Raw genomic sequence first — 24,355 nt, 5'->3', positions numbered from 1 at the left:
CATTCCGTGCGGCCCGACATGTTTTTGGGCCACCGAACTGCCAGAAAATTGCCGGTTTTGCTAACCATTTTGTGTTTAGCGAGTAGTATAAATACTTGATATTAAACGAAAACCGGCCATGAGAAGTGTATGGATACTAATGGTGTTGGGTTGGCTGTTGGGCGTATCCTGCCAACGTAAAGAGGACGTAGAGCCGCAACGTGTCTCCTGTGACGATTTTGTGAAAAGCGGAGATGAGGCCAACCGCCTGATTCTGGGTCGCTGGCAATGGGAGCAGACGTTTACCCAACTGCGGGGAATGACCTCACCCAAAATCGAAACACCCCAATCAGAAGGTTATTCGGAAGAACTGGTGTTTAAACCGGAGGGTATTGTGGAAGTTTACCGGAACGGACAGCTTGTGGAGACACGCCGGTATATTATTCAGGATGTTCCGGGCGAAATGACGTTATATATCCATTTTACGGAATTGAACGGAACCGCTATGCCCCGCTCCGTTGATTTACCGTTATTACGGCTCTGCACCGACCGGCTCACGCTGAATCATACCTACAATGACACCGGCGGAGATATAACGTACAAGCGTATCTGACAAAAAAAGACCCTGACCGTTGAGGTCAGGGTCTTAATAATTTATAAGTTGTTTACATCAGGCTACATCAACCTTCACCTTCAGCAGAAATTCATCCATTTCTATTTCAGTGGCATTTCCGTTCAGATCGCTGACTAAGTCGAGAGACAGCGCCTGAACTTCCTGGCAGATGTACGGCTTGTTGGCTTCAATGGCTTCGGCCAACTCGGCACTATTGTTCTCTAATTGAATGTTGATTTTATCGGTTACCTCAAAGTTCTGGTCTTTGCGCAGGTTCTGGATGCGGTTGACAAAATCGCGGGCGATCCCTTCACGACGCAGTTCGTCGGTGATGGTGATGTCAAGTGCAACCGTAATGCCGCCTTCACTGGCTACAATCCAGCCCGGCACATCTTCTGTCATAATCTCTACGTCAGCCAGTTCAATGCTTCCTATTGGTAACTGCAGACTGCCCGCTTGCTCTAACTGGCGGATGTCGTCGTCAGACATCGCCGTAATGGCAGCGGCTACGTCTTTCATCTGCTTGCCGAACTTAGGCCCAAGCGCTTTGAAATTGGGCTTTATTTTCTTCTTCAGAATGCCCGACGTATCGTCGATAAACTCAACCGCCTTTACGTTTACTTCCGACTGGATAATCGGCGCGACGTGCTCAATCTGCTGACGAGTCGTTTCGTTCAGCACCGGCACCAGAATACGGGTCAGCGGCTGACGAACTTTAATCTTATGTCCTTTCCGCAGTGAGTGAACCAGTGAACTGATCGTTTGACCCAGTTCCATAGACGTCTCCAGATTACTGTCGATCAGGGCACGGTCGGCCCTGGGGAAGTCTGTCAGGTGAACCGACGCGGCTGCCTGACTATTGTTGGCGTTCAGGTTACCGTACAGCCAGTCGGCAAAGAACGGTGCAATCGGTGACATCAGTGTGGCAACCGTAGCCAGACACTCGTGCAGCGTCTCGTAAGCGGCTTGCTTATCAGCCGTCAATTCACCTTTCCAGAAACGCCGGCGTGACAGGCGGACGTACCAGTTCGATAGCTGGTCGTTCACAAAGTCCTGTATGGCCCGGCCCGCTTTCGTCGGGTTATAATCGTCCAACTGCTGCTCTACTTCCAGAATCAGCGACTGAAGTTTCGAAAGAATCCAGCGGTCCAGTTCCGGCCGTTGCTCAACCGGAACAGTTCTTGTGCCTGTAGTCGTAAACTTGTCGAGGTTGGCATACAGCGCAAAGAAGTTGTACGTGTTGAACAACGTACCAAAGAACCTACGCTGCACTTCGCCGATACCGTCGATGTTGAACTTAAGGTTGTCCCAGGGCTCGGCATTGGTGATCATATACCAGCGCGTAGCGTCGGGGCCATATTTATCCAGCGTCTCAAACGGATCAACGGCATTGCCCAGCCGCTTCGACATTTTGTTGCCGTTTTTGTCCAGTACGAGGCCCGTCGACACCACGTTTTTGAACGCCACCGAGTCGAACAGCATACCGGCAATGGCGTGGAGCGTAAAGAACCAGCCACGGGTCTGGTCAACACCCTCGGAGATAAAGTCAGCCGGGAAAGCCTTCTCAAAGGTCTCCTGTCCTTCAAACGGCCAGTGCCACTGGGCGTACGGCATGGCTCCGGAGTCAAACCAGACGTCAATCAGGTCCGGCTCGCGCTGCATGAGTTTGCCGGATTCCGAGACGAAGTATACCTCATCGACGTAAGGCCGGTGCAGATCAAATGTAGAGTTATTGAATGAATGAATGAATGAATTATTCTTGTCGAGGTAAGCCTGCCAGCCTGTATCACCTTGTCGAACAAATTCAATCATTCTCTCATTCGATAATTCAACCTTCTTCTTCAGTTCCGCTACCGAGCCAATGCAAATTTCCTCACCCGTTTCGGAGCGCCAGATGGGCAGGGGAGTACCCCAGTAGCGGCTGCGGCTCAGGTTCCAGTCGACGAGGTTTTCGAGCCAGTTGCCGAAGCGGCCCGTACCAGTGCTTTCCGGTTTCCAGTTGATGGTTTTGTTCAGCTCAACCAGTTTATCTTTCACGGCCGTGGTGCGGATAAACCAGCTATCGAGCGGGTAATACAGCACCGGCTTGTCGGTACGCCAGCAGTGGGGGTAGGGGTGTTCGTATTTCTCCACCCGGAACGCTTTGCCCTCTTCTTTCAGCTTGATGGCGATCAGCACATCCGTTGGCTTGAAGTCCGGGTCGGCCTGCTCTTCGTCGGTGTAGTACTGCTCCTTGACATAGCGTCCGCCAAACTCACCAATCTCCTTTACAAAACGCCCCTGCCGGTCAACAATCGGTACTTCTTTGCCTGTTTCGTCCTTGACCATAATGGGCGGTATACCGTTAGCTTGAGCTACCCGGAAGTCATCGGCACCGAAGGTAGGGGAGGTATGCACCACGCCCGTACCATCTTCAGTCGTTACGAAGTCGCCGAGGAGGACGCGGAAGGCCGGTTGGTCTGGCTGAACGTAAGGCAGCAGTTGTTCGTATTCGATACATGCCAGGTCAGACCCCTTAAATTCCTGTACAATCGTCCAGGGCAACAGCTTTTTGTCACTGGCTGCATACCCCTTAAAGTCGCCCTCTTTGCCCTTCTCCGAAAACCAGCGGCCGACCAGCGCCTTGGCTAGCACTACATGCACCGGTTCGTGGGTGTACGGATTGAAGGTTTTTACCAGTGCGTAATCGATGTTGGCACCGACGGTCAGCGCTGAGTTCGCAGGCAGTGTCCAGGGAGTAGTCGTCCAGGCCAGCACATATACCGGCGTACCGTCGCTCTGGCTGGTGAGGAACTCCGCCTTGCCGGTATTTTTCACTTTAAACATCGCTACAATGGTCGTGTCTTTTACGTCCTTGTAGGTGCCGGGCTGGTTTAGCTCGTGCGAGCTAAGGCCGGTTCCGGCTTTCGGCGAGTACGGCTGGATGGTGTACCCTTTGTAAAGCAGGCCTTTGTCGTACAATTGCTTCAGCAGGTTCCAGAGCGACTCGATGTAGTCGTTGTGGTAGGTAACGTACGGATTGTCAAGATCGACCCAATAGCCAATGCGCGTGGTAAGGTCGTCCCACATACCGGTGAACTTCATCACCGCTTCGCGGCACTTCTGGTTGTACTCTTCAACCGTAATGGTCTTACCAATGTCTTCTTTGGTGATACCGAGTTCTTTCTCCACCTGCAGTTCGATGGGCAGGCCGTGGGTATCCCAGCCTCCTTTGCGCTTCACCTGAAAGCCCTGAAGGGTTTTGTACCGGCAGAAAATATCTTTGATGGCCCTGGCCATGACGTGGTGAATACCCGGCTTGCCGTTGGCCGACGGCGGGCCTTCGTAAAATGTAAACGTAGGCTTCCCTTCGCGGAGGGCAACGGACTGCTCAAACGCCTGTATGTTATTCCAATGTTGCAACACCCCGGCCGCAACCTGTGCGTAGTCGAGGTTTTTATACTCTTTGTAGTTCATCTGGATGGCCTCCCGCTGGTAACAGGGACAATAATTGAGGGGCAAAGATACGGAATTTTGATGGTCTGGTGAACGCTAAACAATAAGGTCACACAGCCGCATAGGCTATACCGGGCAGCCCCACTACTATAATCTGAACAATGCCTGCCCGACGATTAGTTTCCATTCCCGCGCCCGCAACCGTAAACTGGATTAGACACTACCCGAGCATCCGGGACGCGGATTTATTTGTGTTTCTATTAACTTGCCACGCGTTTAACTGCGCTGAAAAACTCATAGTCAAACCCAGTTACTTTATGAAATTCAAACGCTATGCAACTGCCCGCTGGGAAGGGTCCGGCAAAGATGGCAGCGGTAAACTGACCTCCCAAAGTACCGTTCTACAGGATACCCAGTATTCATTTAACACCCGTTTTGCCGATGGGGTGGGCACTAATCCGGAGGAACTTGTGGCGGCCGCCCATGCCGGTTGTTTTGCCATGCAACTAAGCTTCAACCTGAGCGGCATAAACACCCCACCCGACTACCTCGATGTGCGTTGCGACCTGACCTTCGAGGATGGCAGCATTACCAACTCCCACCTTACGTTGAAAGCCAGCGTACCGGGGGTGAGCCAGGAGCAGTTTGATGAGCAGGTAGCGAATGCTGAGAAGAACTGCCCTATCTCTAAATTGCTGAACACCAAAATCAGCGTGGATGCTTCTTTAGTTTAACCCAGGCGTATACAGAGTTCTGTTGAGCTTTGGACAACAAAAAAGACCTGTGCAGCACAGGTCTTTTTTGTTGAAAGGGGGTTGTTATTGCTGTTTCTGGCTATTCAAAAACTTAATGGTTGTTACCGACATCAGCGGCTGTATGGCTTTGGTCTGCTCATTTTTGAAGACGAAATACACGTCCTGAACGCCTTCGGTGGGTTTCAGCGAAATAAAGACGGGCGGCCGGGCAAACGGACTGGCCGGTGGTGTGGCAGGTTTTGGTGCCTGACCAGCGGGCGCTGACGTGCCAGGAGTCGAAGCACTGGGTGCCGAAGTACCGGCTGCCCCCTGGGCTCCACCTGCCGGAGTGCCGGATTCCATCTGGGCCATCAGCTTCGCCATGTCTACCTCCGGAGCCAGCGGAACAGCCACTTCACCAATGAGCGGTCCCGTTGGCGAGCCCAGCCGGACTTCAATGGTTCCGCCGGCGCTGCCTTCCCGGCGCTGAGCTGCGGCAGCCAGTTCGAGTTGTTTTACGCCCGTCAGGTCAAACTGCCGGAAGGCTATATGCGAATTCGGATACGCCATGATCTTCTCGCCCCGGTCCGATTTTACATCTACGCCCTGCTTCACAGGAGCCGACGCGGCATTGACCTGCGGACTGCGGAGGATCAGGAGGTGTTCGGCCGTTTGCGCCGGAACGCCTTTGCCACCACTCACCGCGCTACCCCGGTCGGTATAGGCCGCCCGCACCAGCACCGAGCCCCGGCCGTTATCCCCCGCCGGGATCTTTACCGAATGCTCACCCTGCAGGGGCAGGCTGCTGAGGGTTTTGTCGTTGACGTGCAGGATATAGTCCACAATGGCGCGGGCGTCGGTCACCGACATGGCCGGGTGGCCGGGCATGGCTACTTCACCCCAGACACCGACACCGCCCTGGCGGACTTTACCGATCAACCGGTCGATTGCCCCGGCATCGCCTTGGTATTTGGTTGCGATGGCTGCAAACGCCGGACCCACTGATTTTGTCGCTGTCTGGTGACATACCTTACAGTCGCTCTTGCCGATCAGTGATTGGGCCACGGCGTACTGAGTAGTGGCATCGACGCTGCGCTGGCCCTGTTTTACTTCGGCATAATCAAAGCCTTCTGAGGTATAGTCGATGCTCATGGCGACACGGTCGGCCGGAATGCTGCCTTTTTTCAGGTTGCCGTCTTCTTTATCATCTACCTCTACCGTGTACCGGATCGGCTGATCAGGAAAGAAGAAAGTCTGGTTTCCGGCTACCTGTACGCGCACCGCCGGTGCTTCGTTGCCCGCAATGATGCGCACCGACTGGCTGTTGGCGGCTCCTTTGGCATCGGTAACCGTCAGCGTAGCCGTATAGACGCCAGCTTTGTCAAATTTTACCGTCGGATTGGGGCCGCTGAACGCCCGGGCGGGCAGACCAGCACCGGCCACCGACCACTTATACGTCAGCGCATCGCCGTCGTAGTCTTTACTGCCGTCTGCCGACAAGGTCAGTTGCAGGGGCACGCTACCGCCGGGTTTGCTGGCCGATGCCTGCACAAGAGGCTTCCGGTTACCGCCATTGTATTCAATGCGCACCAGTTGTGAGTTGTTGCTCTTCCGGAACCAGTTGTTGCCGTACTCTAGTACGTAGAGATCGCCGTCCGGACCGAATTTCATATCAATCGGTTCTACCGGCCGGTAACTGGGCAGGAAGCGTTCCATAGATTTGTAGTTCCCCTGGCTGTCCATAGAGATGAGCATGATCCAGCCCCGCGAGAAGTCCGTAGCGATCCATTTGCCTTCAAAATAAGCCGGCCAGGAGCGTTTGGCTCCTTTAAAGTCAGCCTGCCGGAATACCGGTCCACCCGTAGCGGAACGAGAGCCGGTACCCACCAGCGGAAACTCTTCGGAAACGCCGTACGGATAGTAGATAAACGAAGGCGCTACCGGCGGAAGCTCCCGCAGACCCGTGTTGTTGGGTGAGGAATTGACGATCTTGTCCGGATCCTTTTTCTCCAGGGGCTTCTTGTTTTCGTAGTCAAAGACCGGGAAAGCCTGCCGGTTGCCGACAAACCACGGCCAGCCGAAGTTACCGGGCTTGCGGGCCTGGTTTAGCTCGTCGTAGCCGCGTGGGCCAATTTCGGTATCGCTGGTTGCATCCGGCCCAACTTCACCCCAGTAGAGGTAACCGGTCTGGCTGTCAATGGAAATCCGCCAGGGGTTACGGTGGCCCATCGAGTAGATTTCGGGGCGGGTTTTGTTGGTTCCCTTTGGGAAGAGGTTACCGTCCGGAATGGTGTAGGTACCATTGGGTTCGGGGTGGATGCGCAGGATTTTTCCCCGCAGGTCCATGGTGTTACCCGCGTGTCCCTGGTCATCCCAGCTGCTGCGGCCGGGGCGCTCGTCGGTCTGGGCTGCCTGCTGGTTACCGGTATTATTCCCAACGGTCAGGTACAGGTTACCGGCCTTGTCCCAAACCATGCCACCACCGGTATGGCAGCAGACTTCGCGCTGGGTATCTACGGCCAGCAATACTTTTTCTGAGCTTTTCACCAACTGTCCGTCTTTCAGCTCCCAGCGCGTCAGCAGGTGCTTCGACTCGGTCGGGTGGGCGTAGTAGAGATAGACCCAGTGATTTTTTTCAAAGTTAGGGTCCAGTGTCAGACCCATCAGCCCCTCTTCGGCCTCTGTCACCTTACCTTCTTTAGAGGTGTATTTGGTGTTGACGGGAATGGTGGCAATCAGGTCGACAGATTTAGACGAAGGATTGTACGTCTTCAGAGCCCCCTTTCGTTCGATGATATAGACGATGCCGTCTTTGGCTACCTCAAAGGCCATCGGCTCGTCCAGATCCTGCGCCAGCACAACGGGCGTAAAGCGGGTTTCGTCCAGTTTCGACGGATCATCCTGCATCACAAACGATGCAAGACCAACGAGGAGCGTTACCGGCAGGATCAGCGCCGGCCACCGCTTCCCCGACAAACGGGTAGTTATTTTCATAATAGGGTAAAAACAGAATTAGCAAACAATACTATAAGTTTATTAACTGGTTATCAAATCAAATCGACTGTTGACGGGGTTATCCCGACCAACAGTCGATTTTAGACGATGATATATAGTTTATTTATCGTCACCGCCACTTTTTACGTCGTCGTTGTTGACCGACCGGCTTTTCTTACGGGGGGCGTCGAAGCTCATTTTGCCGATGCGGTAGGCAAACGTCACTTTTACGTTTGAATTGTGCAGGTTGTTGACGTATTGCTGCGACAGTACCGGCGACTCTAGGCTGGTGCGCATGGTTACCCCACCGCCGAGGAAGTTTTCGGCCGCCAGCCCGATGCTACCCCGCTTGTTGGCGAATTCTTTGCGCACGCCCAGCGAATACATATAGAAGCTGCTCATGGTGCCCTGCAACTGCGGCATTGGCCCCCGGAAGAAGCTGAACGCCTGGGCACTCCAGCCTTTGTTGAGCTGCAACTGGCTCATCAGCCGCCCGCCGACGCTTACACCCGAATTGCTGATCAGCGTGGACTTACCATCGGCACCGGCCGCCATGCCCTGCATGTATACGTAATAACTGTCCAGTCCTCCGTTGACACTCCATTTCGGCGTCAGGTTGGTGTTGAAGAACACATTGGCTCCTACGGTCCGCTGCACTCCGATGTTCTGGAAGGTGGTAATAATACCGCCGATGAGGGAATCAGAGGGTAACCGTACCATGGTGATAGCGTTGTTGGTCAGTCGCCCAAACAGTGACGCATTCAGGTACGTCTTTTTGATGCTGGTACTCAGGCTCAGTTCAACGTTGTCGGTCAGTTCCGGTTTCAGCGTGGGGTTACCCACCATGATCATCTGCGGATTGGCTGCGTTTACGTTCGGGTTCAGCTGCTGCAGACCCGGCCGCTGGATACGGCGGTTGTAAGCGGCTTTCAGGGTTGTTCCGCCCGACAGGCTTTTCGAAACGTTTATGCTTGGTACCAGGTTGCTGTACGACGGGATATTCAGACTGACATTTTCGTTCGACTGCGCCGTAATATCTGTATGCTCATAGCGGGTGCCCACTTTAAAACTGTACTTGCTGGGTGTCACGTAAGTGTACGAAATATACCCGGCTCCGATGTTCTGCTGATAGTTAAGCGATCCTGAAGGGTTGAACGGATCGAACAGGTAGCCACCCGTCGGCGACGCTATCTGGTACTGAAACCGGCTGTCGACCTGGCGCATGATGGCTTTGCCGCCAAACTCAAGCAATTGATTTTTACTGATGGGGGTCTGGTAATCGGTCTGAAAGGTCAGCTCACTGTTGGTGTTGTTGTTGAGGTTACGCTGGCGGTTGGTTAACTCACCGGTACCATTCAGCCAGTCGGCGTAGAAGTTGTTGGTCAGGCCCGTACGGCTGTACTGCGTGGAGATGCTCCATTCCTGCTGGGGTTTGAACGTGCGGATGTAGTCAACGTTCACGTCTACGGAGTTCGACAGGTCCCGGCGGTTTACATCCCGGTTCGTTACCCGCAGCAGGGAGTCACCCAGATAGGTACTGGTCAATTGATTCTGCTCCTGAATGAAATTGCGGGTACCGAAGCGGACGTTAGCCGACAGTGACTGGTTTTTTGCCAGATCATAATCAAAGCCCAGGGTGTACTGCCCGAACATCGGGGTATCGAAAGCGGTGCCCTGCTGGCTGGTCCGGAGCAGTTGGGAGCCAACCAGGGTGGTTTGGTTCAGTGTGGAGGAGGCCCCATTGTACATCGCCCGCCCGAAACCGCCGAGGGTAATACCTAATTTGCCCTGCCGGTACGAGCCGTTCAAGCCCAGGTTGGAACCGCGAATACCGGCTCCGGCATCAACGTTCAGCGTCAGGCCGTGCAGGGTGTTTTTCTTGGTAATGATGTTGATGATACCCGCGGCACCTTCAGCATCGTATTTAGCGGAGGGGCTGGTAATTACCTCTACCGATTTGATCATGTCGGCGGGCAGCTGTTTGAGGGCATCGGCCACGTTGGCGGCTACGATCGTTGAAGGCTTATTATTGATCAGCACCCGGATGTTGCTGCTACCCCGCAGGGACACGTTACCGTCCAGGTCAACCGAGAGCATCGGTACGCGCTTAAGTACATCGGAGGCATCGCCCCCTTTGGTTGTCATGTCTTTGTCGGCGTTGAACACCAGCCGGTCTACTTTCTCTTCGATCACGGCCGCCTGACCGGTTACGACCACTTCGCCCAGCATCCGTACATCAGGTGCCAGTTGAACCGTACCCATATTCAGTTCCGTACCTTTACCGATAACGAAAGCGCGGGAGTCGCTGGTCTTGTAACCGATAAAGGAGTATTGGAGCCGGTATTCGCCGGGAGCCAGTTTGGCAATGGAGAATTTACCTTTGTCGTCCGACGTGGTGCCGTCGACCGGTTTACCGGTGTTGACGCTGATCAGGGCGACCGTGGCAAACTCAACAGGCTTGTTAGTAGTAGAGTCCATCAGCAGGCCGGCGATTTTACCGTTGCCTTTGGGGGTTTCTTCCGCAACGCCCGTAAATTCTTTTTTCTGTTTTTCCTGCGAAGCGCCGAAACCACCCGGCCCACCGGGACCGAACTGGGCGTATCCGGTTGAGAAACTACCGGCCAGCAGGAGGGCGGTCAGTAGATTCCGGGAATGGGTAAGGGCTGTATGTGTGTTCATGGCTCAGTTTGCGTTGTGATTTGATGAACCAAAGTTACAGCCTGCTCCAGGGTGGTCTAAATCAAGGTTGGCGAGTGCCGGTTTTTCGTGGGTAAATCCGGCGAATCGGGTGGTGAATGCCCGCCCGCAAACCCCGCTTATTTACCCAGCCACTCCTTAAAATCGGTGATGCGGTCGCCACTGACAAACACCTCTTCGCGGGGATTCGGTTTAAGTTCTACTTTGAGCTTGCTGCCCGAATACGTATGGATGTTCTTAATGGCCATCAGCGAAACCAGAAACGCCCGGTTCACCCGGAAGAAGTCCTTCGGGTTGAGCAGGGGAATCAATTTGTCCAGGCTGTACTCTATGGAGATGTGCTGCCCGTCGTAGGTAGTGAGCCAGGTGGCTTTGTCTTCGTAGGAGAAATAGGCAATATCGATGGTGCTGATGCTGCGGATTTTGGTGCCAATGGTGACCATAAACCGGTCTTTGTAATCCTGTTTACCGGCGCTGTTGAGCAGACTCATCAGAGCGGAATAGTCCGGCTGACCGGTTGCTGCGGTCGAAGTGGTCTGCCGAAGGGCCTTGAACTTGTCGATGGCCGCAGCCAGTTCGTCTTCATCGATGGGCTTCAGCAAATAGTCGATACTGTTGGCTTTAAATGCCTGGAGGGTATAGGTATCGTAGGCGGTGGTGAAGATAATGGGTACCGTCAGTTTCGATTGTTCAATAATCCGGAAGGCAATATCGTCTTCCAGGTGAATATCCATAAAGACCAGATCAGGCGGATTAGGCTGGCCGGTGAACCACTGGACTGCTTTGGCGACGGAGGGGATTTTGGCAATTACCTGAATAGTGGGATCATAATCAGCCAGCAGTTTTTCCAGCCGCTGGGCGGTCAGCGATTCGTCTTCAATGATTACAACATTCATGAAAGCAGTGGTAGTTTAATGACAAAACTGTTGTTCTCTTCCCCGATACTGACCGGACGGTCGGTCAGCAGCCGGTAGCGGTTGGTGATGTTCTCCAGCCCCATGCCCGTAGAATCCTCCGCCTGTGGCCGGCGCTGGAGCGGATTGCTCACCAGCAGGTAGTCGTCTGAGGTTTCAATGGAAACGATCAGGGGCTGTTCTGCCGACATCTGGTTGTGCTTTACGGCGTTTTCCACCAGCAGTTGCAGGGTCAGTGGCGCAATGCCGTAGCGCATGGCTTCGGGCGCAGTTACTTTATTGAGCACCTGAAGTTTTCCTTCAAAACGGATGTTGAGCAAAAAGGAATAAGCCTCCAGAAAGTCCAGCTCGGTTTTCAGGCTTACCCGTTCGGTATCCCGCTGGTCCAGGATGTAGCGGTACACCTTGGAGAGCTGTTTGATAAACCGCACGGATAGCTTCTGATCGACCTCGACCAGCGAGGCCAGAATACTGAGGCTGTTGAACAGAAAATGGGGGTTCACCTGGTTACGGAGCGCCACAAACTGCGCCTGGGTGGCCTCACGCTTCAACTGCTCGGCGTTGATGCGCAGTTGGGCCAGTTCCCGGTACCCGCGCCGGTTGGCCGACAGGTAAAACGCCATCAGCATAGCCAGCACGGTGAGGCCATTGTTGGCTTTGTCCCGACGGCGCCGGTCGGCGTTCCAGCCGGGCGACGGGGGTGTTCGCTGCTCCTGGGCCGGAATAGTCCGCATGGCAACGGTCCGTATTCCCTGCCGGCCTACCACGAGGTCGAGCTGGCGCAGCAGGAGATGAAAGCCCACATTGAACATGACGGCCAGTGCACCGGCCGTTAGAAAGGTGGCGAGTTGAGCCGACCACTTTACGTCGATGAGATAGTCCCGTCTGGATTTGCTGAAGAATTTTTCCTCTAACCACTCCGTCACGCTCAGCCAGCCCGTAATGAACAGTATGGTCAGGGGGATCTCCAGCAACCAGAGCACCCAGACGTACCGAAACGTTGTCCAGCTCCAATGGTCAATGTTCAGGTATAGTCGGATAGGCCAGTAGATGGCAAACACGCTGGCGGCCAGCCGGACTTTCTGGCTTAGGGTCAGGTTTAGCGGAACGGTGGACTCCATCAGGCGGGAATGGTTGGCTGGCATAAGCTACGAAGGATAGACAAAACAATAACGGAACCGGCATAAAATTCCGGTTCCGTACGTTGGTATCGTTTTGGGGCCGTAATCAGGCTTCCAGGGTGATTTGCTTCTGAGCGGGCACCGTCTCGACCACTACCGTTTTCTGAGTCGTCTGGCCGTCTTTTACCACACTCAGTCGGTAGGTACCTGCTTCCAGGTTGGTCAGGTTGAAGGTCTGCCGTACACCGTTGGCAGCATTGGCCGTGTTGACGTACAACAGGTGGCCGACTGCGTCGTGCAGTTTGATGGTAGCGTTTGCGGTCTGGGGCGCTACGTAGAGGTGCAGTTTCTGGTTGGCCGATGTGATAACAACATCCGGCGTCTGGTCAATGGTCTGTTGGGCGAACGATGCGGTACCGGCTACCAGTCCAAGCATTAGGGCGATTATCTTTTTCATGTCTCAGTTGTTTTTTTGGTGTTTGACCGCTTCGGCGGTCCGATGAGACAAAGTTGCACGCCTTCGTTCGCCCCTGAAAAACGTTCAGGTCGAATGCCGGAAAAGGCCGGTCAAACCGGGTGTTTAGGGGGTCGAACGCCGGATCATTACGGGTGATTTGCGGACGCTAGGGTTTGGGGGTTGATGCGGTGCTGACTTTCATGTTGACCACATTCCAGCAGGATGTTGTTTCGTCGCTCTTGCATTCAAACATGGCAAATTCCTGTACATCAGTGTCCAGGCGCTTAAAGTACAGCACAAAGTCCACTTTTTCGGCGGCATGAACCTGGCGGTCCTGGGGGGAGAGCGGGATGCCTTCGGCCTTTACGAAGGAATAGGTTCGTACGCCATCGGCTGCTACCAGTTTAGCGTCGGGACGGAAAGATATGCTGCTGGCGCCGGATGAGTAAGGACTACCGTTGGTGTAGGTCATGTACAGCACCGTATAGTTGCTGGTAAGCCGAATATCGTTGACCCGGATGCTGGGGTCGTTGGTCTGACCCAAGCCGTTCATGGGGTCGGGCAGCAGGCGTTTCCGGGCGACCTCCCGCGAACCGGAAGGCATATAGTATTCGCCCTCATCGACGGGCGTGTTCTGGGGCAACTGCTGCGTAGTGCTACAGGCCGACAGCAGCGCCAGGAGAAGGATGCTAATACGCTTCATATGCCTCGTTATTTGGTTAATTAGCAGAGTGGTTCATTGGTTGATTAGTTAACCAGGACCAACCAGTCAACCAATTAACTAATAAACTAAAACAAGTACAAATTGCTGCTGGGGAGGCTGGAAACTTTATTTTAAAGCGAGCCGCCAGAGCTTGTTATTGAGAAAACGAAGAATTTCTGCCGGAAGCTGGTTATGGAATTGCTCCCGATCAAAGCCGGCAGGATCGGTTGAGGGTAAGAAACCGGGATTCTGCATCGCGGGAGGAAACGGGCTGATAAACGAAAAGTGCCCGGCATTCTCAATTACCCGCAGGGTCACCTGCGATTGATCAGGAACACCCTTGACAACAACATCGGCATTCCAGGCTGGAGTATACGGATCGTGTTCGGCCATCAGCAGCAGAATTGGTACTGTTACCTTGGCTAATGAATCCACTGGAATAAAATAACCCGCAGCAGGAGCCATCAACACCAGCGCTTTTATGCGTGAATCATGCTGAACGGCAACCGGCTGACCAACCTGCTTCCACGGCTCACCACCGGCTAATGCCAACGCTGTGTACCCACCGAAGGAGTGACCTACAACCGCAATCTTGTCGGAATCGATCTGCTTGCCGAACGTCTCGTTCGCTAGTAGCGCGTCAATAGTCATGCTGACGTGTCTGGGTCTGTATTGCAGATTCTCAACCTTGTCGCCCAGCGAGTTGTCGTTACGATTATTACCGTAATGCTGAGGCATGGCTACAATATACCCATGCCGCGCCAGATGCAGGCTGATGGTCCGGTACAGCAAATGCGAACCGCTATTGCCATGCGAAATAATCACGAACGGAAACGGCCCCTCACTCACCGCTGCCTGCGGACTAACATCCATCATATACGGCCCAAACGCGGTTGGTGCTGATGGCGTATGGGTAGGATAGTGGACTAAGACCGGAAAGGAGAGGTTATTTGCTTCATCAGTTACCTTTAATTGGCGGCTACCGACGTACGTTTGGGATGGGACGAAGGGCATTGTTTAAAATGTTCTTAGGATCAGCATTGTCATTGTTTAATTAGCATTTGGTGCTTATACGTTTTACGTTCCGTTACTTTTCTTCAACAAAGCTGTGAAGTGTACAAGTTTGTACTATCTACTATTCAGATTTGGGTTTTAAATGCAATAGGTATCTTATTACTTCTTTGTCTATTCCCTGAGTAATGGATTTTAAAAGACTGGAGTACTTAATTGGATATTCTTGTTTTTTTATTTTTTCTAACCAGTTTACTTCTTCATTTGAAAACGCTCTAACAAGACGCAATGGGACAGATTGTGCAAACGCAGATTTATCTGGAGAAGGAACATAGCTTTTTACTATATGAGTATCGGTCTCTACTGTTATGTCATTCATTGAGAATGAGAATAGAAATAAAAATAGTTCAGAGTCAATCTCTTTTATTTCTTTGCCGTCTTTTCCTGTAATATAGATTTCCTCCGAAATACTGTTCCAAGTGGTTTCATACTCGTTTCTCTCAGCTACATCAACTTTCTTAAAAGAAAAGTGTAAACCGATTTCATCATAAGGAATTATTACGTAATCTCCTAAGAGTTTAGACATCAGGTTTTCAAAATGGGCTTTCTCTATTTCTATTTTATAGTTAGATACTGCTTTTTTAAAATGCTTCAGTTCAAACAATGTCCAAATATCAAAACTTCTCCATTTCCAAGCGACTAAAATCGGAACTCCAGTCAGCTCTGAGTAGTTAATAAGTCCTTGATAATATGTCTCAGTCCAACTCAGTTTGTTTTTCTTAGTTGTTTTAACTTCAATGAAGAAGGGCTTTTCCTTACCATTATCATTGATTAAAACAAAAAGATCTGGTATAGTGTATTTTCTCTTTGCAGTTGGCGGAATATGGAATTGATCAAGTTTATGAGCTAAAGAGCACTTTTCGCTCCAGTATAATAGATAAGTAAATTCATCTTCCTGCACTAAACCACTGTCTAACTGCTTATAGAGGAGTGCATTAGTCTGTAATAAACACTACCTCCTTCTTTCGGAAGAAACTCCTGATCAGTTTAGGATCTTCTCTCATAAGCTTGATCTGCTCCTCAACAGCTTCCTGTAGGTCAGCTAATTTGCAAAATACCTGATTTTTCAAACTACGCTTCAGATGACTCCAGACCAACTCCACTGGATTCAGTTCCGGACTATAGGCCGGTAAACGCTCCAGATGAACTCGACCCGGTCGGGCCGCTAAGAAGGCTTTGACCGCTTCACCACTATGGGCTTTCAGCCCATCCCAGATCACCAGCAAATTCCGCTTGCGATAGCGGCTACAGAGCTTTTCCAGAAACCAAACCAGGTCTTCCCCCGTGAAGGCCTGATTCTGATAGCCTACATAGATACGACCGTTGGGCGCTATGGCCGCTATCAGGTTCCAGTGGTCTCGACCAGCTTTCTCTTTGACCACTGGTGTTTCACCCCGTGGTGCCCAAGTGTGGGCTAGGAGCGGCAGCAGGTAACAAGCGGCCTCATCTATGTACACAATTACCCGGTTCTCCTGCTGCGCTTTTTTTTAGTTCCGGTAGGCGCTCGTCTTGCCACTCTTGCACGGCTTCTGGCTTTTGTTGGCGGGCCTTCTTTTGAGGCTTCTGCCGAACGCCCCGGCGTCCCGGTCCAACCCACTTTCTTCAGAATTCGCCCGACCTGAGACACATCATAACTCACCTCAAATAGCTGCTCGATAACGGCTTTAACCCGTTTACGGGTCCAGACTTCTCCAGCAAACCCATGGTGCTGAGGCCCTTTACTTAGTTCCTCAACCAGTTGGGCTACCTGCTCCTGAGTCAGCCGAGGAGGAGCGCCAGTTGGTTTGCGGTATTGCAGGGCCGCTTCGCCTTGTTGTTTGAACTTAGTCAGTGTGCGGCTTACGCCACCTTGGGTAATACCTAAGGCCGCAGCGATGGCTTTCTGTTTTAAGCCGTCTTGCCAAAGGGCCACACAGCGACGGCGAAGCACTTCGTAGTCTTTTGGTTTATATTTTGCTCCCATCAAGAGCAAGATACAAATATTACAGGTTTATACTTCCCTCTATAACTCTGTTAACAAGTGAGTTAATGTCGGAATTCCAACCAAGCTTGTTTGCAATTTCTTGAATTTTCCTTGCTTTATCGTCAAGGTTGTTTGGAGATGTCATATTCCATCGGTATGAGTGCACATCGTCAGCAAATAGATGTAGAACAAAAGTTAGCTACTTTGCTCCCAAATTGTTCTAATATTTTACTTGCTAAATACCTCATCTTTTGTTGCGAGTACTATTCGTTCTGCCACTGCCTGCGCAATCATAATTCTATCAAAAGGGTCGCGGTGATGAAAATCGAGGTGAACTAAGTGTTGCAGATGTTCAAATGTGATAGGCAGGATTTCAATATCATTGTCGTTTAAGAAGCCTGCTATTTGGTCAAAGCTTCCTTTTAGCTCAAGTTTGTTCAAGCTGCTCTTGATAGCTATTTTCCAAATGCTGGCTATGCTGAGAAGGCACCTGTTTGCAGGGTCCGAAATGATACTTCTAAGATGTGGACTCAGTTGGTTATCGCCGTTTAGAAACCAGATAAAGGTGTGCGTGTCTAAAAGCAAGTCCATTACATATATTCTTTGAAGTCCTCCAAAGGCTCGTCAAAATCGTCGTGCATGACAAAGAATCCTTTGGCGGCACCAAACTCCCGTTGCTTAAGTGGTTTCTGCTTTTTGGACTTGGTTTTTAAAAACTCAATAAAGTCCTGCACCTCTTTTTTGAGGTCATCAGGGAGGAGAGTTCGGTATATAGTTGCAGGTCTGTCATGAGAAAACTAGGCTACCGCTATCTTCAAATATACATTTTATTTAACGATTTGTTTGCTGCTCGCCAGCACCCCAGCGCCCATCGTTTCCCAAATCCTGCCGTATACATCAATAGCCGACAAGGGTTTACCGTCGGAGTGGTTGCTGACGAAAACGGGGCGGTGTTCGGAGGCGGTGCCGATGCGGCCGTGTGAGCCTTTGATGAGGGTAGCATCCAGTGAAATGACGTTCATCAGGTAGCGGAAGCCGAGCTTTTTGCGCATCAGCTTGTAGCCGGCTTTCATCTTAATTAGCGGATTGGCTTCGTCCATAAACATCTCCACCGGGTCATAGCCGGGCTTTTTGTGGATCTCCACAGTACGGGCATAATCCGGTGCTTTGCTATCGTCGAGCCAGTAGTAGTAGGTGAACCAGCTATTGGCATCGGCCATCAGCACCAGGTCGCCGGCGCGTTCGTGGTCAATGTGGTGCTGGCGTTTGCCGGCTTCGTCCAGGATGAGTTCAATGCCGGGTGTTTTTTCCAGAATGGAGCGGACCTGCGCCGTGCAGGCCTGATCGTTGATGTAGATATGCGCTACCTGGTGGTCGGCTACGGCAAAGGCGCGCGAGGCTCCAGCATCCAGCAACTCCAGTCCGCGCTCTTCGCGTATCTGGATTAAGCCAGCTTCGCGGAAGGCGCGGTTCAGGTGAATAGGCTGGCTGACGTTGGTAATGCCGTATTCCGAGAGGACAATAACTTCGGCACTCTGCTTTTCGTAATATTGAATCAGGTCGCGGCAGACATCGTCAATCTCCCGCAGTTCCTGGCTGTTTTTCGAGAGGTTCTGCCCGAACTTTTGCAGGCAGTAGTCCAGGTGGGGCAGGTAAATAAGCGTCAGTGTGGGGTTGTGCCACTGGTCCACCAGCATGGAGGCATCGGCAATCCAGCGCGTTGATTTGATATTAGCGCCCGGTCCCCAGAACTGAAACAGCGGGAACGTGCCTAATGTCTGCTGAAGCCGGTCGCGCAGGTCGGCGGGGTAGGCGTAGCAGTCGGGCATTTTACGGCCGTCGGCCAGGTACTGCGGGCGGGGCGTTACCGAAAAGTCGGCGGTGGAGTACATGTTGTACCACCAGAACATCTTCGACACGGTAAACGATGGATCAACCTGACGGGCTTTGTCCCAGATTTTCTCGCCCTGCACCAGCTTGTTCGATTGTTTCCAGAACTTTACCTCGCTGTCGGTGCGGTCGTACCAGCCGTTACCCACAATGCCGTGGTCGCTGGGCCATTTTCCCGTCACGTAGGTAGACTGCACCGACGTGGTAACCGCCGGCAGCATCGGGGTGATGGTAGACAGTTTCTTACCGGCTACCCAATTTTTTAAAAAAGGGGTATGCTCGCCAATCAGCGATGACGACAACCCTACTACATCGATGACGACCGTTTTTTTCATTACGCTTTAAGCCTTTTGCATTTCGTCCAATACCCACTTCAACTCCCGCACAATGGAATCGTTAATAGGCATTTTCAGCTCTTGGGGTAAGACCTCCCAGGTATAAGTTTCGGCTTCCAGTTGCTGTGTAAACGGCTGCTCCTTCTGTAGCCGGAGCACCTCCGTAATGTCTGACTGGGTCGATTGTAAGCGGCCAAAATCTGACACAAAAATTGGTACGTGAAAATGTGACCGCCATTCGGTATGGTTCGGCCTAAAGGCAGCCAGTGCTTCGGGCAGATCGGGGTAGCGGGACAATTTGCCGGCGGCATCACTGGCTACTACCTGGTGAAGGTACGTTGGCTCGTTGAACCGGGAAAACTCCTGCCGGAGCGCTTCACGGCCTTCCTGATCCGGCGGAAAAGATGCCTTAAGGGCCGCACTGATCTGTATTTTCCCTACGCGCAGCTTATGTTTCTTTAATTTACTCAGCACATCGGCCGGCCGTTCAAAACCAACGGCAAAGTGGCATACATCATAGCATAACTGCACGTGTTCGCGCAGGGCTTCTTCCGCTTGGTCCACCGTCATGCCGAAGATGGCATTCAGCCGTTCGATGCCGATGGGGCGCAGGTATTGGTTAAACCAGTCGATAAACTCATCGGCCGTTTCCAGTGCACCGTCCGGCTCCGGCTCAATATCAATGTGCATACTAATGCCTTTGCCCTGCTTCAGCCGCACCAGCTCTTCCACCACATCCATCAGGCTTTGCGTGGTAGCTTCATAAATCCGGTCGCGCTCCCAGCGATCCGTCCACTTGAACCAGTATCGGTAGGAGAGGGGCGACGTAGACACTCCACCCGACATACCTGCCGGTAGCAGTTCGACCAGCAGCCGGAACAGGCGGATGGTGTACTGCACTCGGTCTTCGGTCGTCCAGTCGGGGGTATGCACTTCATCTTTTACCCGTACCCGGTGAAAACCGCCATACGGGAAGCCATTCATGGTAAAGACGTAGAGGTTATTATCCGTGAGCCACTGCTTGAATTCATGCAACCGTTCGCTGTATTCTAATTCCCGGCTGGCTACATCAGATAACCGCAGCCCCAGGCCAAAAGGTGCATTGGGCGACAGTTGCTGCTTAATGCCGGGTAACGCCTGCTGCAGGGCCATGAAATGATCGGACCAGTGTTCGCCGGCGTGTATGTTGGTACAGTAACTCAGGTGTCCCAGGGACGTCTTCATACCGGTTGCGTTTCGGTTTCGCGTAAGAAAGCAATCGACTGCCGGACCAGTTCGGCATCAATGTCGTGAACCTCGACACCGCGGCCGATGGTTTTCAATAAGAGAATGGTCAGGCGGCCCCCCAAATGCTCCCGGAACTCAGTGAGCCCCCGTAATACGCCCTCGCTGTTGTCGGTATCGAGTGCGGGATGGTAGAGTGAGAAGCCCAGTGTCCGCATCAGATTGAGAATACGGTCCGTTTCATTGTCGGACAACCAGCCGATGCGGTTGGCGTACAGGCAGTCGAGGGCCATGCCGATGGCTACCGCTTCGCCATGACGCACTTCAAAATCAGTCAGGTATTCCAGTTTGTGAGCACTCCAGTGGCCGAAGTCCAGAGGCCGCGACGAGCCCATCTCGAACGGGTCGCCCCCGGCAATGTGCTGCATGTGCAGCTCGGCGCAGCGGTGTACCAGGTATTTCATGGCTTCCAGATCGCGGTGGGCCAGCGCATTGGCGTCTGCTTCCATACGTTCGAAGAATGCCGGATCTTTGACAAGCGCTACCTTGATAGCTTCCGAGATCCCTGCCCGCCAGTCGCGGTCGTCGAGGGTCGTCAGAAACTGAAAATCATTGAATACCGCGACTGGTGGCGCAAAGGTGCCCAGGAAATTTTTTTTGCCCTGGTAGTTAACGCCATTCTTTACACCGACGCCGGAATCATTCTGCGACAGCACGGTAGTTGGTATACGAACATGCCGGATGCCCCGATGCGAAATGGCGGCTACGTAACCCACCAGATCCAGTACAGAGCCCCCGCCGACGGCCACCACGTACGAATGCCGGTCGATACCATAATTGTCGATGGCGTCGATCAGCCGTCCGATCAGTGCCGGGTCGTTTTTGGCCTGCTCCCCACCCGGTACCGTAATCAGGTCCGGAATCAACTGGACGAAGGACTGCGTCTTAAAATAAGCAGCGATCTGTGCCGGCAGATTCGGATGATGCTGAGTAACGCCCTCATCGAGGATGAATAACGCTTTTTTCTGAAACCCTTCTGTACGCTGTTGTTCAAAGAAACTAAGAAGCAGCGGGTTGGCCTGGTCGAACAGGTACTCGGTAAAGTGTACCGGGTAGGTAAACCGAACGCTGAACGACTGCTGTATGGAATCCATATGCTGGTGTCTATCTATTAATCCTCAAAAATACCCAAAAAATAAACGGTTTTCCACTCCTCAACAGTTCAGATGAATGACCATAAATCTTTAAAATAGCTAAGACAGGGATTAAACCTTTTTACTCAATCGCCATCCAAGAATACGAAAAGCGACAGGTTCGCTTTCAGTAGACAACCTAATGAACAGAGCATGAGAACCCAATTTTTGATTGCCGCCGTAACCGCCACCTTCTTCACCGTAGGGGCCTATGCACAAACACAACCAACTAATGATAATAACCGGGTCGGTCGCGAAGACCGGACTGAAGCGCAAAAAGAACGTAAAGAAAAGCTGAAGGCTATGTCTCCCGCAGAGCGGAAAGCGTTTCTGGAGACTCGCAAAAAGCAGCGTGAAGAACGCATAGCTTCCCTTACGCCCGAGCAGCGTGACATGGCTAAACGCCGACAGGAAATGCGTGAGAAATTCAAGAACATGACTCCCGGGGAAAAAGAAGCGTTCCGGCAGCAGCTAAAGGCGCAGTGGGAAGCCATGACGCCTGAGCAGCGTGAGGCCTATAAGCAGGGCCACCGGAAGCAGCGCGAAGAGCAGTGGAGTTTGATGACGCCCGAACAACGTGAGCAAGCTAAAGCCAGAAGAGAGGAGCGTCGGGCAAAGCACACCCACCGTAACGACTAAGGGGTGATTGTTGCCATAGTGAGAAGGTGAAAATCCCGCCCGGCTTCCGGGTGGGATTTTTTGTTACGTTACCGCAAACGCCTTCGCCAGGAGTCGGGACAGGGGCAGCAGGCAGGCCACCAGCAACGCCAGCGGAAACGAAGCAAAAGCCGCTACCCAGGCTGCGTTCATTACAATCAGCGACAGTACACCGGCTTTTACGGCCATACCAATGTTTCGTCCCACCGGCTCCCGCACGGCCCGCCAGAGCGGAGGGAAAATAAAATACCCGAAGATCAGCAGGAAGGGAAACGCTGTGCCGAGTTGTTGCTGCTGCTGGGCAATGGCCGCAATGCTGGCAATGACCAGCCCGTACAATAGTCCCGCCAGGCGCAGAATACCGGAATTGCCGCCATGCACCTCACCCCGGCTGATCATGGTAATGGCGGCAATATACACAATAGGTATTATGCCAACCCAGGCGTAGGGCTGTACCTGTGCAGGTATCACGCTAACCCCAAGCAACAAGTTAAGACCCCGGCAAAGCCCCATGTTCAGTGGCCCCAGAACCGGATGGTGTTTGCCGTACCGGTCGTATACCACAGCGGCAATGGCAATGGCAATGGCCAGAACCCCGGCTATGGCGTTTACCAGAAAAGCCGCTGCAATGCCGATTAGTAGCAGCAGGACGCCCCACCCGGCAGCCGTACTTTTACTGACTACTCCGCTGGGAATGGGTCGCTCCGGGCGCTCCACCGCATCCAGGTCTGCATCAAAAACATCGTTCATGACGACCCCACCCCCGTACAGGCCAATCGTTGCCAGACACAGCCATAACATAGGTCCGAACGTGGCATCGGGGGCGGTCAGGAAACCGGCGATGGCCATTCCCGCCAGCACATCGGCAACGGCGGTGATCAGGTTAGCCGGGCGGGTCAGCCGGAGTAAGGCAAGAAACATACGCGTACAACAGGTAGGTCAGGAATGACTTAAACAAAAAGGCTGCCTTGTTGGGGGCAGCCTTCCATAAGCTAATGCGGTTTTTACTGATTCGGTTGCTGCGTCGGGGCCGGAGCCGGCTGCGCATTCGGCGTGGCAGAGCCCGGAGCAGGAGTTCCCTGATTGGCTGCTCCCGGTGCTGCGGCTCCGGGAGCCGGTTGGGCCGGAGTCAGGCCACCACCCGGCGCACTCTTGGTTTGTGCCCGCTCTACGTTCACACTGTTGATTTGAGCCTCTGCCGAGTCTTTATCAATCATGATGTACGAAGCCAGGGTCAGGACCATAACGCCCACGCCCAGACCCCAGGTGATTTGCTCCAGCAGGTCTGTGGTTTTCTTCACACCCATCAACTGGTTAGAGCCCAGACCGCCGAATTCGCCGGACAAACCTCCACCCTTGGAGTTCTGAATCAGCACGATGAGAATCAGCAGTACAGTAAGAATACAAATAATGACGATAGTTGCCGTTACCATAAAATTGTTAATGCTTTTCTTTTTATCAGTAAATCAAGCCTTCTTACCTACTTCTTGGAGAGCGCCTGGCTTTCTTTTAATTCACTGATTTTTGCCGCAAAGTACGCGCTTTTCTCCGGATTTTTCAACATTAGTTTCTCATATATTTCAATTGCCTTCCCGGTCTTGCCCTGCTTGAGCATAATCTTGGCCAGACTTTCGGTGGCTAATCCGTCGAGGGTTCCCTGATTACGGCGGGTCAGATCCTCCTGTTCGGGCTGTTCCTCGAGTTTGGACCGGATGGGCGTGATACGGGGCTCATTCTTAATAAACATCTCGATGATCTCTTTCTGAACCGCCAGCACCGGATCAGCGGCCGGTACCTCCTCAACGGGAGCCGGTTCGGGGGCCGATTGCTCCAGATCGTTTTGAAGGGCTGTTTCCGTCAGCGTCGACTCATCAACAATGGGTACAGGCTCGGCCGGTTCGGCCTCTTTGGTAAACACCGGTTCGGCAAACTGAAGCAGCGGGAGTCTGGGAAAGCTGTCCTTCAGACCGGCACCGGATTTGGATTTAAAGAGGGCATAACTTTCCTGCTGGTAATCCTCCGGAATGGGTACGTGCCGCTGCGAAAGCTCGTTCAGCTTCGACAGCAGGTTATCCGACCACTGAAACTCGTTATCGATCAATTTGCGGAGCGCATTCCGGCTCAGGGCATGGGCGGCCGCCTGGCGGACAAACGTAATCGTGTGGCCTTTCTGGTGAAGCGATGCCGCCTTGGCGGTGAGGGTGTGTAGGGACTGACAATATGGGTAGGCCTCCAGACTTTCCTGTAGCAGCCGGAAATCGGTAACGGTCAGGTCATCGGGGTGAGTTACCCAATAAGAGAATGTTTCCTTATCGAGGGGTTGCATGTACAAAGATCGGTGTCGGGTTGGGCGAATGCGCTACCCGAAAATACGG

22 protein-coding genes are annotated in these 24,355 nt (G+C 52.8%); 3 read left to right on the top strand and 19 right to left on the bottom strand.

Annotation, left to right across the window (positions count from 1 at the left end; all coding sequences use genetic code 11):
- Positions 1–118 precede the first annotated feature (118 nt).
- Positions 119–592 carry a hypothetical protein gene (locus tag ABD949_RS14575; RefSeq protein WP_345244577.1) on the top strand — a complete coding sequence of 158 codons (474 nt, stop codon included), beginning with the start codon at positions 119–121 and terminating at the stop codon, positions 590–592.
- A 57-nt stretch (positions 593–649) separates the two neighbouring features.
- Here ABD949_RS14575 and ileS read toward each other — a convergent pair whose 3' ends face one another.
- Positions 650–4,048, bottom strand: coding sequence for an isoleucine--tRNA ligase (ileS, locus tag ABD949_RS14570; RefSeq protein WP_345244672.1), 3,399 nt, complete (start codon positions 4,046–4,048; stop codon positions 650–652).
- Positions 4,049–4,344: 296 nt separating this feature from the next.
- Between ileS and ABD949_RS14565 the strand changes: the two genes are divergently transcribed.
- On the top strand, positions 4,345–4,761 hold the full coding sequence (locus ABD949_RS14565; protein ID WP_345244576.1) for an OsmC family protein: 417 nt from the start codon (positions 4,345–4,347) through the stop codon (positions 4,759–4,761).
- A gap of 84 nt (positions 4,762–4,845) precedes the next feature.
- Here the strand turns inward: ABD949_RS14565 and ABD949_RS14560 are convergent, their stop codons facing one another.
- The 15 genes from ABD949_RS14560 to ABD949_RS14490 form a co-directional block, all read right to left on the bottom strand.
- Complete coding sequence (locus ABD949_RS14560; RefSeq protein WP_345244575.1) at positions 4,846–7,755, bottom strand: PQQ-dependent sugar dehydrogenase; 2,910 nt, start codon at positions 7,753–7,755, stop codon at positions 4,846–4,848.
- 120 nt (positions 7,756–7,875) lie between these two features.
- A complete protein-coding gene (locus ABD949_RS14555) occupies positions 7,876–10,434 on the bottom strand; it encodes a TonB-dependent receptor (protein ID WP_345244574.1) in 2,559 nt (852 codons plus the stop codon).
- Between the two features lie 137 nt (positions 10,435–10,571).
- Positions 10,572–11,348 (bottom strand): LytR/AlgR family response regulator transcription factor, encoded by a 777-nt coding sequence (locus ABD949_RS14550; protein WP_345244573.1) that lies wholly within the window; start codon positions 11,346–11,348, stop codon positions 10,572–10,574.
- Entirely contained in the window at positions 11,345–12,511 is a 1,167-nt protein-coding gene (locus ABD949_RS14545; RefSeq protein ID WP_345244572.1) for a sensor histidine kinase, read from the bottom strand. The genes ABD949_RS14550 and ABD949_RS14545 overlap by 4 nt, the downstream gene beginning before the upstream one ends.
- Positions 12,512–12,593: 82 nt before the next feature.
- Complete coding sequence (locus ABD949_RS14540) at positions 12,594–12,944, bottom strand: T9SS type A sorting domain-containing protein (RefSeq protein WP_345244571.1); 351 nt, start codon at positions 12,942–12,944, stop codon at positions 12,594–12,596.
- Positions 12,945–13,110: 166 nt separating this feature from the next.
- Positions 13,111–13,647 carry a hypothetical protein gene (locus ABD949_RS14535; RefSeq protein ID WP_345244570.1) on the bottom strand — a complete coding sequence of 179 codons (537 nt, stop codon included), beginning with the start codon at positions 13,645–13,647 and terminating at the stop codon, positions 13,111–13,113.
- A 126-nt stretch (positions 13,648–13,773) separates the two neighbouring features.
- Positions 13,774–14,661: an alpha/beta hydrolase family protein gene (locus ABD949_RS14530; RefSeq protein WP_345244569.1), complete on the bottom strand. Its 888-nt coding sequence runs from the start codon at positions 14,659–14,661 to the stop codon at positions 13,774–13,776.
- A gap of 121 nt (positions 14,662–14,782) precedes the next feature.
- A complete protein-coding gene (locus ABD949_RS14525; RefSeq protein ID WP_345244568.1) occupies positions 14,783–15,619 on the bottom strand; it encodes a hypothetical protein in 837 nt (278 codons plus the stop codon).
- A 34-nt stretch (positions 15,620–15,653) separates the two neighbouring features.
- Entirely contained in the window at positions 15,654–16,175 is a 522-nt protein-coding gene (locus tag ABD949_RS14520; RefSeq protein WP_345244567.1) for an IS630 family transposase, read from the bottom strand.
- A 2-nt stretch (positions 16,176–16,177) separates the two neighbouring features.
- The gene (locus ABD949_RS14515) at positions 16,178–16,681 is read right to left on the bottom strand and encodes a helix-turn-helix domain-containing protein (protein ID WP_345244566.1); all 504 of its coding nucleotides are present in this window, start codon (positions 16,679–16,681) and stop codon (positions 16,178–16,180) included.
- Between the two features lie 228 nt (positions 16,682–16,909).
- Positions 16,910–17,272 carry a type II toxin-antitoxin system VapC family toxin gene (locus ABD949_RS14510; RefSeq protein WP_345244565.1) on the bottom strand — a complete coding sequence of 121 codons (363 nt, stop codon included), beginning with the start codon at positions 17,270–17,272 and terminating at the stop codon, positions 16,910–16,912.
- The gene (gene vapB / locus ABD949_RS14505) at positions 17,272–17,415 is read right to left on the bottom strand and encodes a type II toxin-antitoxin system VapB family antitoxin (RefSeq protein ID WP_345244564.1); all 144 of its coding nucleotides are present in this window, start codon (positions 17,413–17,415) and stop codon (positions 17,272–17,274) included. The genes ABD949_RS14510 and vapB overlap by 1 nt, the downstream gene beginning before the upstream one ends.
- Before the next feature lie 93 nt (positions 17,416–17,508).
- Positions 17,509–18,906, bottom strand: coding sequence for an alkaline phosphatase family protein (locus tag ABD949_RS14500; RefSeq protein ID WP_345244563.1), 1,398 nt, complete (start codon positions 18,904–18,906; stop codon positions 17,509–17,511).
- A 6-nt stretch (positions 18,907–18,912) separates the two neighbouring features.
- Positions 18,913–20,130, bottom strand: a complete 1,218-nt coding sequence (eboE, locus tag ABD949_RS14495; protein ID WP_345244562.1) for a metabolite traffic protein EboE — start codon at positions 20,128–20,130, stop codon at positions 18,913–18,915.
- Positions 20,127–21,284, bottom strand: coding sequence for a 3-dehydroquinate synthase (locus tag ABD949_RS14490; RefSeq protein ID WP_345244561.1), 1,158 nt, complete (start codon positions 21,282–21,284; stop codon positions 20,127–20,129). The genes eboE and ABD949_RS14490 overlap by 4 nt, the downstream gene beginning before the upstream one ends.
- Before the next feature lie 192 nt (positions 21,285–21,476).
- On the opposite strand from ABD949_RS14490, the gene ABD949_RS14485 reads away from it, so the two are divergent.
- Positions 21,477–21,962 carry a hypothetical protein gene (locus ABD949_RS14485; RefSeq protein WP_345244560.1) on the top strand — a complete coding sequence of 162 codons (486 nt, stop codon included), beginning with the start codon at positions 21,477–21,479 and terminating at the stop codon, positions 21,960–21,962.
- Positions 21,963–22,025: 63 nt separating this feature from the next.
- Here ABD949_RS14485 and eboC read toward each other — a convergent pair whose 3' ends face one another.
- From eboC to ABD949_RS14470, 3 genes are all read right to left on the bottom strand, one after another.
- Positions 22,026–22,901, bottom strand: coding sequence for a UbiA-like protein EboC (gene eboC / locus ABD949_RS14480; RefSeq protein WP_345244559.1), 876 nt, complete (start codon positions 22,899–22,901; stop codon positions 22,026–22,028).
- 83 nt (positions 22,902–22,984) lie between these two features.
- Complete coding sequence (gene secG, locus ABD949_RS14475) at positions 22,985–23,413, bottom strand: preprotein translocase subunit SecG (protein WP_345244558.1); 429 nt, start codon at positions 23,411–23,413, stop codon at positions 22,985–22,987.
- 47 nt (positions 23,414–23,460) lie between these two features.
- Positions 23,461–24,306 carry a hypothetical protein gene (locus ABD949_RS14470; protein ID WP_345244557.1) on the bottom strand — a complete coding sequence of 282 codons (846 nt, stop codon included), beginning with the start codon at positions 24,304–24,306 and terminating at the stop codon, positions 23,461–23,463.
- Positions 24,307–24,355 lie beyond the last annotated feature (49 nt).

The sequence above is a fragment of the Nibrella saemangeumensis genome (assembly GCF_039541915.1).
GTDB classification, from domain to species: domain Bacteria; phylum Bacteroidota; class Bacteroidia; order Cytophagales; family Spirosomataceae; genus Nibrella; species Nibrella saemangeumensis.
The sequence above is the reverse complement of the archived record's forward strand: the minus strand, read 5'-3'. Positions and strand labels throughout refer to the sequence as shown.